The sequence below is a fragment of the Catellatospora sichuanensis genome, assembly GCF_007483665.1.
GTDB classification, from domain to species: Bacteria; Actinomycetota; Actinomycetes; order Mycobacteriales; family Micromonosporaceae; genus Catellatospora; species Catellatospora sichuanensis.
In genome coordinates, this window is record NZ_VIQO01000002.1 from 277665 (window position 1) to 293333 (window position 15669).

The 15669-nt window shown below is 69.8% G+C and carries 14 protein-coding genes; 5 read left to right on the forward strand and 9 right to left on the reverse strand.

Annotated features, from left to right (window positions below):
• Window positions 1-12: 12 nt before the first annotated feature.
• Together FLL47_RS18935 and FLL47_RS18940 are read right to left on the reverse strand one after the other, a co-directional pair.
• Complete coding sequence (locus FLL47_RS18935) at window positions 13-939, reverse strand: ABC transporter permease (protein WP_144121850.1); 927 nt, start codon at window positions 937-939, stop codon at window positions 13-15.
• Between the two features lie 191 nt (window positions 940-1130).
• Window positions 1131-2756 (reverse strand): peptide ABC transporter substrate-binding protein, encoded by a 1626-nt coding sequence (locus tag FLL47_RS18940; protein ID WP_144121851.1) that lies wholly within the window; start codon window positions 2754-2756, stop codon window positions 1131-1133.
• 596 nt (window positions 2757-3352) lie between these two features.
• Here FLL47_RS18940 and FLL47_RS18945 point away from each other — a divergent pair.
• Window positions 3353-4216, forward strand: coding sequence for a bifunctional methylenetetrahydrofolate dehydrogenase/methenyltetrahydrofolate cyclohydrolase (locus tag FLL47_RS18945; RefSeq protein ID WP_144121852.1), 864 nt, complete (start codon window positions 3353-3355; stop codon window positions 4214-4216).
• 124 nt (window positions 4217-4340) lie between these two features.
• Complete coding sequence (gene mdh, locus FLL47_RS18950; protein ID WP_144121853.1) at window positions 4341-5291, forward strand: malate dehydrogenase; 951 nt, start codon at window positions 4341-4343, stop codon at window positions 5289-5291.
• A gap of 112 nt (window positions 5292-5403) precedes the next feature.
• Here the strand turns inward: mdh and FLL47_RS18955 are convergent, their stop codons facing one another.
• A complete protein-coding gene (locus FLL47_RS18955; RefSeq protein ID WP_144121854.1) occupies window positions 5404-5886 on the reverse strand; it encodes an MSMEG_6728 family protein in 483 nt (160 codons plus the stop codon).
• Window positions 5887-5976: 90 nt separating this feature from the next.
• Here FLL47_RS18955 and FLL47_RS18960 point away from each other — a divergent pair, with 90 nt between their 5' ends.
• Together FLL47_RS18960 and FLL47_RS18965 are read left to right on the forward strand one after the other, a co-directional pair.
• The gene (locus FLL47_RS18960) at window positions 5977-6648 is read left to right on the forward strand and encodes a uracil-DNA glycosylase (RefSeq protein WP_246158192.1); all 672 of its coding nucleotides are present in this window, start codon (window positions 5977-5979) and stop codon (window positions 6646-6648) included.
• A 307-nt stretch (window positions 6649-6955) separates the two neighbouring features.
• Window positions 6956-8173 carry an NADP-dependent isocitrate dehydrogenase gene (locus FLL47_RS18965; RefSeq protein ID WP_144121856.1) on the forward strand — a complete coding sequence of 406 codons (1218 nt, stop codon included), beginning with the start codon at window positions 6956-6958 and terminating at the stop codon, window positions 8171-8173.
• A gap of 247 nt (window positions 8174-8420) precedes the next feature.
• Here FLL47_RS18965 and FLL47_RS18970 read toward each other — a convergent pair whose 3' ends face one another.
• The 6 genes from FLL47_RS18970 to FLL47_RS18995 all read right to left on the reverse strand — a co-directional run bounded on the left by FLL47_RS18970 (window position 8421) and on the right by FLL47_RS18995 (window position 14681).
• On the reverse strand, window positions 8421-9707 hold the full coding sequence (locus tag FLL47_RS18970; RefSeq protein WP_144121857.1) for a hypothetical protein: 1287 nt from the start codon (window positions 9705-9707) through the stop codon (window positions 8421-8423).
• On the reverse strand, window positions 9704-10726 hold the full coding sequence (locus tag FLL47_RS18975; RefSeq protein WP_144121858.1) for an alpha/beta fold hydrolase: 1023 nt from the start codon (window positions 10724-10726) through the stop codon (window positions 9704-9706). The genes FLL47_RS18970 and FLL47_RS18975 overlap by 4 nt, the downstream gene beginning before the upstream one ends.
• A 10-nt stretch (window positions 10727-10736) precedes the next feature.
• Window positions 10737-11765, reverse strand: a complete 1029-nt coding sequence (galT, locus tag FLL47_RS18980; protein ID WP_144121859.1) for a galactose-1-phosphate uridylyltransferase — start codon at window positions 11763-11765, stop codon at window positions 10737-10739.
• Entirely contained in the window at window positions 11762-12517 is a 756-nt protein-coding gene (locus tag FLL47_RS18985; protein WP_144121860.1) for a DeoR/GlpR family DNA-binding transcription regulator, read from the reverse strand. Before FLL47_RS18985 ends, galT begins: the two co-directional genes overlap by 4 nt.
• Window positions 12518-12651: 134 nt before the next feature.
• Window positions 12652-13722 carry a glycosyltransferase family A protein gene (locus FLL47_RS18990; protein ID WP_246158195.1) on the reverse strand — a complete coding sequence of 357 codons (1071 nt, stop codon included), beginning with the start codon at window positions 13720-13722 and terminating at the stop codon, window positions 12652-12654.
• Window positions 13719-14681: a sulfotransferase domain-containing protein gene (locus FLL47_RS18995; protein WP_144121861.1), complete on the reverse strand. Its 963-nt coding sequence runs from the start codon at window positions 14679-14681 to the stop codon at window positions 13719-13721. The genes FLL47_RS18990 and FLL47_RS18995 overlap by 4 nt, the downstream gene beginning before the upstream one ends.
• An 88-nt stretch (window positions 14682-14769) precedes the next feature.
• On the opposite strand from FLL47_RS18995, the gene FLL47_RS19000 reads away from it, so the two are divergent.
• On the forward strand, window positions 14770-15576 hold the full coding sequence (locus tag FLL47_RS19000) for a WecB/TagA/CpsF family glycosyltransferase (RefSeq protein ID WP_246158198.1): 807 nt from the start codon (window positions 14770-14772) through the stop codon (window positions 15574-15576).
• Window positions 15577-15669: the final 93 nt, after the last annotated feature.

Consider the following 15669-nt stretch of genomic DNA (forward strand, 5'->3'; position numbering starts at 1 on the left):
TCAGGGAACCTCTTACTCGTACCGGATCCGCGGGTCGAGCACCGCGTAGAGCAGGTCGACGATCAGGTTGGCCACCAGGAAGATGACCACCAGCACGCTGACGATGCCGATGATCAGAGGGGTGTCCTCGGTCGTCAGCGCCTTGGAGAGCTGGTAACCGACGCCCGGGATGTTGAAGACGCCCTCGGTGACGATCGCGCCGGCCATCAGGCTGCCCAGCTCGACACCGAGGAAGGTGACGATCGGGATCAGGGAGTTGCGCAGCACGTGGATGCCGATGACGCGGCGGCCCGGCATGCCCTTGGAGCGGGCGGTGCGCACGAAGTCGGCGCGCAGGTTCTCGCTGACCGAGGCACGGGTGAGCCGCATCGCGGTGGCCACCGACAGCGAGCCGAGCACGATGCCGGGCAGCAGCAGATCCCACAGGGAGGCGTCGCCGCCCGCGGTGGTCGGGAAGATCTTCCACTGGATGGTGAAGAGGTACTGCGCCAGCGGGGCCAGCACCACCGAGGGGATGCCGATCACGATCAGGGTCAGCACCAGCGTGGTGTTGTCGAAGATGCTGCCGCGCCGGATGCCGGCGATCACACCGGCGGTGACGCCGAAGAGGATCGTGACGACGATCGCGATGACGGCGAGCTGGATCGTGATGGGCCAGGCGTCGGCCAGGACGTCCTTGATGGGGCGGCCGACCAGCGTGTTGCCGAGGTCACCGTGTAGCAGATCGGTTATGTAGTTCCAGTAGCGGACGAGGAAGGGCTGGTCGAGCCCGTACTCCTTGGTCAGCTGTGCGCGCAGGACGTCGTTGACCGGCTTCTCGCCGGCCAGTGCCTGGATGGGGTCGCCTCCGGTCCAGTACATCAGGGCGTAGACGATGAACGTGGTGGCGAAGAACACCATGATCATCTGGAGGAAGCGCCGCACTAGGTAGCGGAACATCGTCGAATTCTTCTCTCACCAGGCAGCCCGATTGGTACGAAATATCCGTGTTCTTCGTACCATGGCGCTGCGGTCGACGTGGTGGCGGTGCGCCGGTGTCGAGCCGGGGCTCGGGCGGCGAGGGGGTCTGGGCGAAGTGGTGGTGCCGGCCCGAGGGGACCGGCACCACCACCGTCAGTCGACCGTCAGCGTCAGCTGACCATCTGGATCTTGTTCAGGTCGACCCGGTTGAACAGGTCCATCTGCACGTCCTTGACGTTGGTCGAGTGACCGAAGACGTTCTGGCCGAAGCGCAGCGGAAGCACCGGCATGTCCTGCGCGAGGATGTCCTCGGCCTCCTGGTACTTCTTGATCGCCTCGTCCTGCGTCGCCGCGGCCGAGCCCTCCTTCAGGAGGTTGTCGAACTCGGGCTTGCTGTAGCCGTAGTAGTTCGAGGAACCACCGGTCGAGTACAGCGGGCCGAGGTAGTTCTCCATGGACGGGTAGTCCATGACCCAGCCCATGCGGAACATGCCGATTTCCTTCTTGGCCTTGGCCTTGGTCAGCAGGTCCGCGAACTTCGGCTCGGGGGTGCCGACGCACTCCACGCCCAGGTTGGCCTTCAGCTGGTTGCAGGTCGCGTCGACCCACTGCTGGTGGCCACCGTCGGTGTTGTACGTGATGTTGATCGTCTTCGGCCCGTCGTTGGCCTCGTACTGCTTCTTGGCCTCGGTCGGGTTGAACTCGCACGCCGCGCCACAGGTCTTGTCGCGGTAGCCCGCGACGACCGGGGAGACGAAGGAGTAGGCAGCCTTCTGCGAACCCTGGAAGACCTTGTTCGCGATCTCCTCGCGGTCGATCGCCATGGAGATCGCCTTGCGGACCTCGGGCTTCTCGAAACGCTTGTCGAAGGTCGGGAAGGCCAGCACCTGCAGGGTCGACGCCGGGCTGGTCTGGTAGCGGTCACCCAGGTCGCCGGGGGCCGTGGACAGGCTCTCGGTCGGGATCTGCTTCACCACGTCCAGGTTGTTGGCCTGGAGGTCGGCGTACTCGGCCTGGCTGTTCTGGTAGATCTTGAAGACGGCGCCGCCGATGGTCGGCTTGGTGCCGGCGAAGGCGTCGTACTTCTCGACCTCGACCTGGGCGTCGTGCTGCCAGGCGCCCTTGATCTTGAACGCGCCGTTGCCGATCGGGGCGTCCTGGAAGTCCTTCTTCACCACGAGCGGCGAGGCGGCGGGGTCCTCGAACGCCGCGTTCGGCAGCGGGTAGAACGCCGTGTAGCCCAGCATCGACTTGAACTCGCTGAACGGCGCGGCCAGGGTCACCGTGAAGGTCTTCTCGTCGACCTTCTTCAGACCGCTCAGCGTGGTCGCCTTCGGGGTGGCGGCGTTCTCGGCGGTGACGTCCTTGAACCCCTCGACCTTGTCGAAGAAGTAGGCGTTGTTCTGCTTGTTCGGGCTGTACGCCGCGTAGTTCCAGGCGTTGATGTAGCTGTCGGCGGTGACCGGCTCGCCGTTGTGGAACGTCCAGCCGTCCTTCAGCTTGATCGTCCAGGTCTTGTTGTCGGTGGTGCTGATCTCCTGCGCGGCGACCTCGAACGGCTTGTTGGCCTCGTCGAAGTCCACCAGCGGCGCGAACAGCGCGGCCAGCACCTGGGAGCCACTGGTCTCCGAGGTGTTGGAGGGGGAAAGGAACTGTGGTTCGGCGATGCCGATGGAAACCACACCATTGGGGTTGGCGCTACCCGAGTCGCTGCCACCGCTCTTGCCACAGGCCGACAGGCCGAGAGTGACAGCGAGCGGGAGAGCAGCCCAGGCTGCGAGCCTACGGACCTGCATTGAGCCTCCTCATCTCCTACGTCGCACCTCACAACGGCAGGCTGACCAGCCGTTGTCACGCAGTGCAACGTCCGGCAAAGGTAGGACGAAGCTCGGCCCGGCACCAAACCCATGGGTTGCAGATTCGCAACAGTCTACGGGGAGAGTGCTTGCGGATCCTGTCCCTACTCTGGTATTAGAGTGCCGCCTGCCATATGGGCGGAACTACGCCAGTATGCCCGATTCGAAGCGTGACCGAGGCAATAGCCGCCGGTCACATAGTGAGACTCACGAGCGCCCGGTTTGATCCCATATGGCGTCCCGGATGCTGGAAGATCCTGCAACCAGGACCACGTGGTGATCTATCCCACTGTTACCCACAGTTAGTTCCGCAGCTAAAGGGCTAAATGATCGACGGCGGTCATCGCAGTCGCTAGCCCCCAGCGCACCATGATCCTCGGATTTGCCTGGCAAACGGGCGTATCGCCGCGGCGCAAACGCCCCATCGCCCGGCAAGTCGGTCGATCATGGGGGACGCTCGCCGGGTTCCTGACGGATCCTTGGCGCGGGATGTCCTGGTTTCAGACGTTCGAAGTGGTGATGGCAGGATCGACGACATGACGGCGACGATCCTCAACGGCACCGAGACCGCGGCGGCGATCAAGGCGGATCTGCGAACGCGGGTGGCCGCCCTGCACGCCCGTGGCATCACGCCTGGCCTGGGCACGGTGCTGGTCGGCGACGACCCCGGCTCGCAGTGGTACGTCAACGGCAAGCACCGCGACTGCGCCGAGGTCGGCATCGCCTCGCTGCGCCGCGACCTGCCCGCCGACGCGACCCAGGCCGATGTGGAGCGCGCCGTCGCCGAGCTCAACGCCGACCCGGCGTGCACCGGCTACATCGTCCAGTTGCCGCTGCCCAAGGGCCTGAACGAGCAGCGGGTGCTGGAACTGATCGATCCGGACAAGGACGCCGACGGGCTGCACCCGGTCAACCTCGGCCGGCTGGTGCTGGGCGTGCACGCGCCGCTGCCGTGCACCCCGCGCGGCATCGTCGAACTGCTGCGCCGCTACCACGTGCCGATCTCGGGCGCCGAGGTCTGCGTCGTCGGCCGCGGCGTCACCGTGGGCCGCCCGCTGGGACTGCTGCTCACCCGGCGCACCGAGAACGCCACGGTGACCCTCTGCCATACCGGCACCAAGGATCTGGCCGCGCACACCCGCCGGGCCGACATCGTCGTGGCCGCGGCGGGGGTGCCCGGCATCATCACCGCGGACCTGGTCCGTCCCGGCGCGGCCGTGCTCGACGTCGGCGTGTCGCGGATGGAGGGCCCGGACGGCAAGAAGCACATCGTCGGAGACGTGCACGCGGACGTCCTCGACGTGGCCGGGTTCGTATCGCCGAACCCCGGCGGGGTGGGGCCGATGACCCGGGCCATGCTGCTCACCAACGTGGTCGAGAAGGCCGAGTCGGCGCTCTAGCCCACACTCGCCGCACCCGACCGGCCGTCGATAGACGGTGCGGACTATGGTGCGGATCGTTACACCTTCGTCACAGGACTGTGCTGGTCACCACCAGACATCCGCCAGCAGGGAGTATGTGCCAATGGGCAAGAAGGTCACCGTCGTCGGCGCCGGTTTCTACGGCTCGACCACCGCGCAGCGGCTCGCCGAGTACGACGTCTTCGAGACCGTCGTGCTGACCGACATCATCGAGGGCAAGCCCGAGGGTCTCGCCCTGGACCTCAACCAGTCCCGCTCCATCGAGGGCTTCGAGACCAAGGTCGTCGGCGCCACCACGGGTGTCGACGGCTCGGGCTACGAGGCCATCGCCGGCTCCGACATCGTCGTGATCACCGCCGGCCTGCCGCGCAAGCCGGGTATGAGCCGCATGGACCTGCTCGGCGTCAACGCCAAGATCGTCCGTGGGGTGGCCGAGCAGGTCGCCAAGCACGCGCCCAACGCCGTCGTCATCGTGGTGTCCAACCCGCTCGACGAGATGACCGCGCTGGCCCAGATCGCCACCCAGTTCCCGAAGAACCGGGTCATCGGCCAGGCCGGCATGCTGGACACCGCCCGTTTCACGCACTTCGTCGCCGAGGAGCTGAACGTCCCGGTCGGCTCGGTGAAGACGCTGACCCTGGGCTCGCACGGCGACACCATGGTGCCGGTGCCCTCGCGCTGCACCGTCGACGGCAAGCCGCTGTCCGAGCTGCTGCCCGCTGACAAGATCGAGGAGCTGGTCACCCGCACCCGCAACGGCGGCGCCGAGGTCGTGGCGCTGCTGAAGACCGGCTCGGCGTACTACGCCCCGTCGGCCGCCGCCGCCCGCATGGCCAAGGCCGTGGCGGAGGACTCCGGCGAGGTCATGCCGGTCTGCGCCTGGGTCGACGGCGAGTACGGCATCTCCGGCGTCTACCTGGGCGTCGAGGCCGAGATCGGTGCCACCGGCGCCCGCAAGATCGTCATCACCGACCTCACCGAGTCGGAGCTCGCCGGCCTCAACGAGGCCGCCGCAGCCGTCCGCGCCAAGCAGTCCGACGTAGCCGGCCTCTGACGAAAGGAAGGGCACCTTCACATCGCCATGCGTTGTAGAAGGTGCCCTTCTTAACACCTGACAGGCGCTGACCTGCGGGAACGGTCGGTTTTGAGGCGCGGGGAGCGATCCGTCACGACGGTAGGCAGGTCGCCGGGCGATCGGACGTCGGCCACACATAGGGCAGGTCGGCTGGGACGTCGCCGAAGAGCGGCCGGTAGAAGACGTCGTCCTTGCGCAGCAGCGCCGATCGATGACTGAGATGGAACGCCTCGTCGCCGAGCCATGGGGGCAGGTCGCCGGTGGCGGCGAGCGTGCTCTGGTCGCGTACCGCCGAAAGCCCGCAGGCGGCGGTCAGGTCCGCGGCCAGCGTCGCCGCGCAGGTGTCCGACCGGCCCGCCGCGCACCAGACAGCGCAGGTCTCCAGGCCGTAGCGGACCAGGGCCTCCTCGTACCCGGCCCACATCTTCACCGCGGGATGGTGCCGCCAGCCGTACCCGGGCATGGTGAGCCCGCGTAACACCTGGATGGTCTCCACCCGCTGCTTGCCCAACCGGAGCGGGTCGAGCGCCGCGGCGCTGGCGGCGAAGTCCGGATAGGGCAGGAACGTCTGCACGACGATGGATACCCGCAGGTCAGGCGGGGCAAACCGCCGGGGTGGGGCGGAGCCGCGCGGTTGTCGGACACGGGCACTATGGTGTCCGGCATGGCATTGGACCTGCTCGACCTGCTGCCCGCTGAGTGGCGCGACGTGATGAAGCCGCACCTGGACCTCGACGCCACGGCGCGGCTGTCCTCCTTCGTGGAGAACGCCTACGCCACGGAGACGGTGTACCCGCCGCGCGAGGACCTGTTCACGGCGTTCCGGCTGACCTCTCCCGCACACACCCGGGTGCTCGTCCTCGGCCAGGACCCGTACTTCAAGCCGGGCCAGGCGCACGGCCTCAGCTTCAGCGTGCGTCCCGGCGTGACCGTGCCGCCCAGCCTGCGCAATGTGTACAAGGAGCTCAAGGACGATCTGGGCGTCGAGCCGCCGCGCAACGGCGACCTGACCGGCTGGGCGAGCCAGGGCGTGCTGATGCTCAACGCCGTGCTGACGGTGGGCGTCAAACCGGGCAGCCACGCCAACCAGGGCTGGGAGGCGTTCACCGACGCCGCGATCAAGGCTGTGAACGACTCGCCTTACCGGGTGGTCTTCGTACTGTGGGGGTCCTACGCCCGCAAGAAGGCCGCGCTGGTGCGCAACCCGCAGCACGTCGTGCTGGAGGCCGGCCACCCGAGCCCGATGAACCCGAAGGGTTTCCTGGGCAGCAAGCCGTTCTCGCAGATCAGGGCCGCGCTGCAGGATGCCGGCCGCGGCGAGATCAACTGGAGCTGACGACTTCCCGCGCCGCGGCGAGGCCGGTCTCCGGGCGCCGCGGCGCGGCAGGTCAGTGCAGGAGCAGCGCCACCGCGAACGGCCATTTGCGCGGTCGCGAGCAGGACACCGGCGGAAGTGGGTGCCGGTTGTCGGTCGTCACGGCGGGCAGCGTAATGGTGCGGTACAACTCGCGCGGTTCCGTGACGTGGGGCACCGACCCTGGCAGTTGCGGCAGGTCGATCCTGCAGTACGCTCGTACTGCTAAACGTGACCGCCGCCCGGCCCTCTGCAGCCGGACGCCAGAGGTTAGAGGAGCGCCTGCGCGATGGCGAAGATCAAGGTAAACAACCCGGTCGTCGAGCTCGACGGCGACGAGATGACCCGGATCATCTGGAAGCAGATCCGGGAGCAGCTGATCCTGCCCTACCTCGACGTGGAGCTGGAGTACTACGACCTGGGCATGGAGCACCGCGACGCCACCGACGACCAGGTGACGATCGACGCCGCCAACGCCATCAAGCGGCACGGCGTGGGCGTCAAGTGCGCCACCATCACCCCGGACGAGGCCCGCGTCGCCGAGTTCGGCCTGAAGAAGATGTGGAAGTCGCCGAACGGCACCATCCGCAACATCCTCGGCGGCGTCGTGTTCCGCGAGCCGATCATCATGAGCAACGTGCCGCGCCTGGTGCCGGGCTGGACCAAGCCGATCGTCATCGGCCGTCACGCCCACGGCGACCAGTACAAGGCCACCGACTTCGTGGTCCCCGGCCCGGGCAAGGTCACCATCACGTACCAGCCGGCCGACGGCTCGGCGCCGATGGAGCTGACCGTCGCGGACTTCCCCGACGGCGGCGTCGCCATGGGCATGTACAACTTCGACGAGTCGATCCGCGACTTCGCGCGTGCCTCGCTGCGTTACGGCCTGGCCCGCAACTACCCGGTCTACCTGTCGACCAAGAACACCATCCTCAAGGCGTACGACGGCCGCTTCAAGGACATCTTCGCCGAGGTCTTCGAGACCGAGTTCAAGGCCGACTTCGAGGCCGCGGGCATCTCCTACGAGCACCGCCTCATCGACGACATGGTCGCCGCGGCCATGAAGTGGGAGGGCGGGTTCGTCTGGGCCTGCAAGAACTACGACGGTGACGTGCAGTCCGACACCGTGGCGCAGGGCTTCGGCTCGCTCGGCCTGATGACCTCCGTGCTGATGACGCCCGACGGCAAGACCGTCGAGGCCGAGGCGGCGCACGGCACCGTCACCCGGCACTACCGCCAGTGGCAGAAGGGTGAGAAGACGTCGACCAACCCGATCGCGTCGATCTTCGCCTGGACCCGGGGCCTCGCGCACCGCGGCAAGCTGGACGGCACTCCGGAGGTGACCGCGTTCGCGGACACGCTGGAGCAGGTCATCATCGAGACCGTCGAGGGCGGTGCGATGACCAAGGACCTCGCGCTGCTGATCTCGCGCGACGCGCCGTGGCAGACCACCGAGGAGTTCATGAACACCCTCGACACCAACCTGGCCCGCCGCCTCGCCGCCTGATTCTCCGGCGGTTCCGGCGGGAGCCGTCTCCTGACCCGCCTGCGATCGTTTGACCAGGTGAAACAGCAGAAAAATCCCGCCTGAAAGTCCCTTCCCAAACAGTGCCGACCCGCAGTCCGCGGGTCGGCACTGTTTTGCGCTCACGGCCTCGGCTTGATCGCTGTCTCGTGTCGAAAAGTGAGGCCGGACTGCACGTTCCGACACGAAGCGGCGATCATGCGTGCCTCCCCGCCGCGCTGGGCGTGGGTCAGGGGGTATGGAGCCAGACGGGGCCGTCGGGGGTGTCGCGAAGTTCGACGGAGGCTGCGGTCAGCGCGGCGCGTACCCGGTCCGCTGCGGCCCAGTCGCGCTGCTCGCGGGCCTTCTCCCGGAGCCCGATCAGCGCCTCCACCAGCGGCGTGAGCAACGGGGTCGGGTCGGCGGTGCCGGCGAGCGCGCCGAGCCGCACGATCATGCCTCGGAGCAGGCCGTGCGCGTGCTCGCCGGAGTCCGAGGTGAGCGTGTCCGCACCCCAGTCGGTGATCGCCTGCTCCAGTTCCAGCACCGCCGCGACGCAGCCGTCCGCGTCGCGTCCGGCCAGCGCCGTGGAGAAACGTGCCTCGGCCTCGTCCGCCGCTTCCCGCAGCGTCGCCGCCACACCCGGCGCTCCGCCGCTCCTCACCACGATCCCCGCCCGCCCGCCGCCCTCCGGGCCGACCGCGCCGAGCGTGCCGTCGGCGTTAAGAAGGTGCCCTTCCTCTACGTATTCCGTTAAGAAGGTGCCCTTCCTTTCTTCGGTGGGGAGGGGGAGGACGGTGCCGGTGGGGTAGGTGGTGCTGCGGCCGTGGCGGCGGAGGGTGACGGTGCCGTTGCCGAGGACGGTGGCGGTGCGGGCGTCGAGGTCGCAGACCAGGGCGGTGTGCTCGTCGACGCCGATGATCACGGTGTCGTCGGGGAGCTCGCGTTCGAGGTGGGCCAGCCGGGGTTCGCCGAGGTAGCAGAAGCGGGTGTCGTGGTGGCCGCCCTCGGCGTTGTCGTAGTGCGGGATGACCACCGCAGGCACGCCGGTGAGCTGCTCGAACAGGTTCAGGCCGGGCTCCCAGTGCGGCTCGGCGCCGGCCTTGTAGATCTCGTACACGGGGATGGTGTGCGAGCCGAGGGTGAGCGCGGCGGCGCTGGCGAAGACGAGCACGTCGGCCTGGACGAGCAGCGACGGCAGCTCGGTGTCGCGCCACTGGCGCAGGGCGTACGTCGGCGAGCCCGGCCCCGCGAAGATCCAGCTCGCGCCGCGCAGGACGGCCAGCGCGCGTTCGCGGTCCAGGCCGGGGGCGGGACTGCGGCGCCAGGAGACCACGTCCACATCGCGTCCGACACTCTGCGCGAAGTAGCCGACGGCCCGCGCACTGATCTCGTCCGCGTTGAGCTGGAACCCGTACGGCGTGTCCAGCAGGGCCGCCCGGGCTCCGTCGCGCAGTGCGGCGAAGAACAGCCGATGCGGCTTGATCATGGTGGGGGTGGTCTCGCCGGATCCCATGATCACCAGCAGCTTCGTCACGCCGTCTCCTTCCGTCGGCCGCCGCGGCCGGGGCGGGGCGTGACCAGGGTGCGCAGGTCAGTGGTGATCATGTCCGGGTGCTGGGCGTGCAGGTCGTGGTCGCCGCCGGGATACCAGCGCACGCTCGCGTCGGGTAGGGCCGCGGCGGCGCGCCGCACCGTCTCGGCGCGTTCGTCCTGGGGCCCTAGCGCGGGCAGCAGCAACGTGGGCACGGCGACCAGCGGCAGGTCGGGGCCGGGCGGGTCGTCCCACATCGAGCGCAGGATTTCCAGGTGGTGCGGGATGGCCAGCCGCCGCTCCATGGTGCCGTCGGCGCGGATCCGCATGTTCGCCAGCGTCGCCTCCCGGGCCGTGTCCGACCAGTCGGGGTGTGCCGAGTCCAGCCACTGCCGCATCGTGGCGGCGGGCCGGCCGTCGATGTCCTGCGGGCGCAGTGTGCGCTCGCAGGACTCCCAGTCGGGGAAGGCGGCGTGCAGGTCGATCCAGCCGCCGTCGACCAGCCCGAGCGCGCCGGGCAGTTCCGGACGCTTGGCGGCCAGCCGGACCACCACGTTGCCGCCCCAGGACTGGCCCACCACCACCGGGCGGCGCAGGCCCAGCGCGGTGATGACAGCGGCCAGGTCGGCGGCGGCGGTGCCGGTGTCGTAGCCGGACTCCGGCGCATCCGACTCGCCGTGCCCGCGCAGGTCCACCGACCAGCACGGATGACCGGCGTCGGCGAGCGCCTCGGCCACCTCGTCCCACAGCCGGGCGTTCGACGACAGCCCGTGGACCAGCAGAAACGGCGTCGGCTCTGCCGGCCGGGCGCCGGGTCCGGCTGCGCCGTCATCGACCGGTTCCGTCGTGCCTGGCCCGCTCGCGCCCTGGTCGGCTGAGACCGGGTCCGTCGTGCCGGGCCTGCTCGCGCCCTGGTCGGCTGAGACCGCGTCCATCGCGCCGGGCCTGGCCGCGGCACGGTGGCGCAGGCGCAGCCGGACGCCGGGTTCGACTTCGACTTCGTGGACCTCGGTATCGTTCACATGTACGAACTTAGAGGGAAACCGCCCTGAGCGCAGCAGCCGCCTGCTCCGGCGCGATGTCGTTGACCCACGCGCCCATCGCGGACTCCGACCCGGCCAGGTACTTCAGCTTGCCCGGCGCGCGCCGGGAGCTGATCAGGCGCAGGTGCAGGTAGCCGAGGTCGCGGTCGGCGTGCACGGGCGCCTGGTGCCAGCCGGCGATGTACGGCATGGCCAGGCCGAACAGCCCGTCGAGCCGCCGGGTGATCTCCGACCAGAGCGGCGCGCACGCGTCCAGCTCCGCCTCGGTGAGCGCGGCCAGGTCGGGGACCTGCCGGTGCGGGGCGAGGTGGATCTCGTACGGCCAGCGGGCCGCGTACGGCACGAACGCCGTCCACAGCTCGTTCGACGCGACGATCCGCGCGCCGTCCTCGCGCTCGCGGGCCAGCAGGTCGGCGTACAGGTTGCCGCCGTGCTCGTCCCGGAACCGGCGAGCCGCCTCCAGGTAGCGGCGGGTGACCGGGGTGACGTACGGGTACGCGTAGATCTGCCCGTGCGGGTGGTGCAGCGTCACGCCGATCTCGACGCCCCGGTTCTCGAAGCAGAACACCTGCTCGACGCCGGGCTGGGCGGACAGTTCGGTGGTGCGGTCGGCCATCGCGCGCAGCACGGTGCGCACCCGCGACACGGGCAGATCCTTGAACGACGCGTCGTGCTGCGGCGAGAAGACGACGACCTCGCAGCGCCCGGCGTCACCGGAGAACGAGGGGAAGCGGTTCTCGAACACCACCACGTCGTAGTCGTCGGCGGGCACCTCGCTGAGGAACGCGCCCGTCGTCGGGCAGAGCGGGCACTCCTCGGTCGGTGGCAGGAAGATGCGGGTCTGCCGGTGCGCGGCGACCGCGACCCACTCCTCGGTCAGCGGGTCGAAGCGCAGCTGCGCGGGTGGAGGCGGCGGGGGCAGCTCGCGGCTGTCCACCATGGCGCGTACGGCGTCGTCGTGCTCGTCGAAGTAGATCAGTTCGCGGCCGTCGGCCATCGTGATGCTGGTGCGCTTCATCCGGTCATCTCCACAACGGTGAACTCGCTGACGTCCACGGGCGGTTCGACGTCGGTTATCAGCAGGTCGACGGCGCTGAGCGGGACGATCGACGCGATGCCGAGCGTCTCCCACTTGGTGTGGTCGGCGAGCACGACCAGGCGGCGGGTGGCCGCGATCAGGGCCCGGTTGGTCTCGGCTTCCAGCAGGTTCGGGGTGGTCAGCCCGGCCTCCACACTGAGCCCGTGCACCCCGAGGAACAGCTGGTCGACGTGCAGGTCGCGCAGCGAGGCGACGGCGATCGGGCCGACCAGCGCGTCGGACGGGGTGCGGGTGCCGCCGGTGAGCACCACGGTCTGGTCGGGGCGGCCCGAGCGGTAGAAGACGTCGGCGACCGGGATGGAGTTGGTCACCACGGTCAGCCCGGGGATCTCGACCAGGCGCTGGGCCAGCCGCACGGTGGTGGTGCCCGCGGAGAGCGCGATCGCGCTGCCGGGGGCGACGTGGGCGGCGGCGGCCTCGGCGAGCTTCGCCTTCTCCGTGCGCTGGCGTTCGGCCTTGGCGGCGAAGCCCGGCTCGTCGGCCACGCCGGACGGGGGTGCCGTCGCCCCGCCGTGCACCTTGACGACGAGGCCGCGCTCGGCGAGCACCTCGAGGTCGCGCCGGATGGTCATGTCGGAGACGCCGAGTTCGGCGACGAGGTCGGCCACCCGCACCCCGCCGGAGCGGCGTACCTGGGCGAGGATCGCCTGCTGGCGCTGCGGGGCGAGCATCCCGTCTCCTCACCTGTGGCTCCGAGGAGCCTAAGTCACCGAAATCCAACAAGGTTCAACACCGTATCGTACGCGGACGCGCACGGGCAACGGTGGAACCTGAGGATCGGTGCAGGTGTGCTGTGGGAACGCGGTCAGATGCCGTGCCCGCGCCGGTGCAGCGCGGTCAGCACGGTCTCGACCTTGACCGCCCCGCTGAGCGCTGCAAGTGCGATCGCGGCCCGCGGCTCGCGCCAGTTGTTGCGCACCGTCTCGCGGGTCCAGCGCCAGGCCTGCCGCTTGTCTCCGGCCGCCGCCGACCAGCAGGCCAGCTGGCCGTAGACCCGGGCCGCGCCGGGCCGGCAGCCGGAGATCTCCGGGTGGCGGGCCATCATCCAGCGCAGCGAAGAGATCTTGGTGCTGTACTCGTACGCGTAGAAGCTGCTGCGGCCCCAGAGCACCCGCACCAGCGGCTCGTCGACGTGCACGATCGGGTGCCGGCGGGCGGCCCGTAGCAGCAGGTCCCAGTCCTCGTTCTGGCTGCCCGGGGCGTCCTCGGAGACCGGGCCGATGACGCCGGACTCCAGCAGCGCCTCGCGCCGGGCCAGGAAACCCGATGAGTGCAGCATCGACATCCGGGAGCGGGCCAGGTGGTCGACGGTGACCACGTCGGTGCCGGCCAGCCGCGGGTGGGCGACCCCCTCGAACTCCACCTCGATCGCACACGTCGCGAACTCCGCGTCCGGCGTGCGCACCAGGGCGCCGACCTGGCGGCGCAGCTTGCTCGGGTGCCATACGTCGTCGTCGTCGCAGAACGCCACCAGCTCGGTGTCCAGCGCGGCGATGCCCGTGTTGCGGGCCCCGGCCAGTCCCATCTGCCGCCAGTTGGCCAGCACCAGCACCGGCCGGTGGTCGGTGCAGGCCAGCTCCAGGTCGGGCTCGGCCTGGTCGAAGACCACGATGACCCGCACGGGGCCGGGATAGTCCTGTGCGCGTACCGCGTCGAGGGCCTTGCGCAGCAGCTCCGGACGATTGCGGGTGGGGATGACCACACCGACCGCGGGCCAGTCGCCGCGTCCCGCCGGCGCGGTGTCCGGGGCCGTGCCGCCTGCCGCCGATCCACCGGCCCGGCCACTTCCGGCCGTCATGCTGCCTGCCGGGGAGGCGGCGGCGGGGCGGGCGCCGCGAGTGCCGTCGAACCGGCCGGTGTTGACTTTGATCTTCATCGGTGCGCTCCCACGATCTCAGCGGTACTGCTCAGCGGGTAGCCGTACGCCCGCAGCAGCGGCGCGCACACGGCCCCGACCAGGGCGCGCTGGCGCGGCGGCAGCTGCCGGCGCCAGGCGTCGTCACGGCGCAATCCGATGCGCCCGACCGTGAACCGCATCGGGTTGCCCGCGGCGCTGTGGCCGAGGGACAGCTCGACGGCGTCGTCGGAGACGAAGCCCAGGTCCATCACGGACGGGTCCAGCCCCATGAACGCGGCGATGCGTTGCACACTGTTGCGGGGCCGGGCCAGGAACTCCTCGTAGCGCACCCGGCGCACGGCGACGCCGCGCCGGCGCAGCAGCCCGAAGGCGGCGTTGTGCGCGTTCCACAGCAGCGCGCTGCGGGTCGGGGCGTATCGCGTCATGTCCTCGGCGCCGTCGGTCTCCGGCCGCGCCACCGTCTTGGTCCACGAGTACGCCACCCCGCGGGCGTCGCGGACCACGTGCAGCACCCGCAGGTCCACCGCGTCCGACCAGCGCAGGCAGTGCGCCAGCGCGCTGTGCTTGGAGGAGTCGATCACCACGCTCGCCCCGGAGACCTCGGCTGCCGCGGCGTAGATGCGCGCGTAGTAGTCGGCGTACTCGGTGACCAGTGCGGTGAAGTCCTTGGCGAGCCGGCTCGACCCCGCCAGTCGGGGGATGTGCCGGGTGCGCTCGACCAGGTCGCGCAGCGCCAGGATGCGGTGCACGTCCACCCGGTGCCAGCCGCCGAAGGCGGCGATGCCGACCCGCTGCCAGAAGTCGCAGCCGCTGAACCGCTCACCGCAGCCGCAGCGCTCGTCGTCGCGCAGGTCCCGCTGCCACAGGTGGACGATCTCGCCCAGGGCGCACACGCCGGGCAGCTCGCCGAGCACGCGCTCGATCAGGGTCGTGCCGCTGCGGCCGAGCCCACCGACGAAAAGAACCCTGGTCGTCATACATCCCCCACTGCGGCATGCCGGTCCGCGACGCGCCTCGTGCGGTATAACGACCGAACAGAGTTATTGGTCTGTATTGTCTGAATTCGTGGCTTTTACGGGGACAATTTATGGGCGAAAGGTCCACCTCGCCGGCACCTGGTTCGACGCCGTCACCGAGGAGGCCGTAGCCGAAAGAGTGATCGCCGCCCTGGAACGCGGCGACGGGGGCCGCATCCTCACCCCGAACGTCGACATCATGCGGCTGGCCTCCGGTCGCGGCGTGCGCGCCGCCGAGGTCCGCGGCTTCCTCGAGGACGCGACCATGGTCGTCGCCGACGGCATGCCGCTGGTCTGGGCCAGCAAGCTGTCCCGCACCCCGCTACCCGAACGGGTGACCGGCTCCGGTCTCATCTGGAGCCTGTCCGCCGCCCTCGGCCGCGCCCGCCGCTCCGTCTACCTGCTCGGCGGCACACCTCCCGACGAGACCGGCACCGACGGCGCGGTCAAGGCCGCGGCCGTGCTCGCCGCCGGCTGCCCCGGGCTGCGCATCGCCGGTCAGGTCGCCCCGCCGTTCGGCTTCGACCTCGACCCGGACGCCTGCGCGCAGGTGTACACCGACGTCATCGAAGCCAAACCCGACTTCGTCTTCGTCGGACTGGGCTTTCCCAAGCAGGAGCGCGTCATCTCCGACCTGCGCGCCGAGCTGCCCTTCACCTGGTTCATCGGCTGCGGCGCCGCGATCGGCTTCGTCGCCGGGGAACTGCACCGTGCCCCGATCTGGATGCAGCGCAGCGGCCTCGAATGGGCCCACCGCCTGGCCCAGGAACCCGGCCGCCTCGCCGGCCGGTACCTCGTCCACGACCTCCCCTACGCCGCCAAACTCCTGGCCACCGCCGCCCTCCGCCGCCGGTAACCACGCCCCCTCGTCGCCCCGTCGCCCCGCCGCCTGCCGCCACGCCCCCGTCGCCAACTCTTGAAGAGTCGCGGCGTCCGCGAGTGGTTGAGG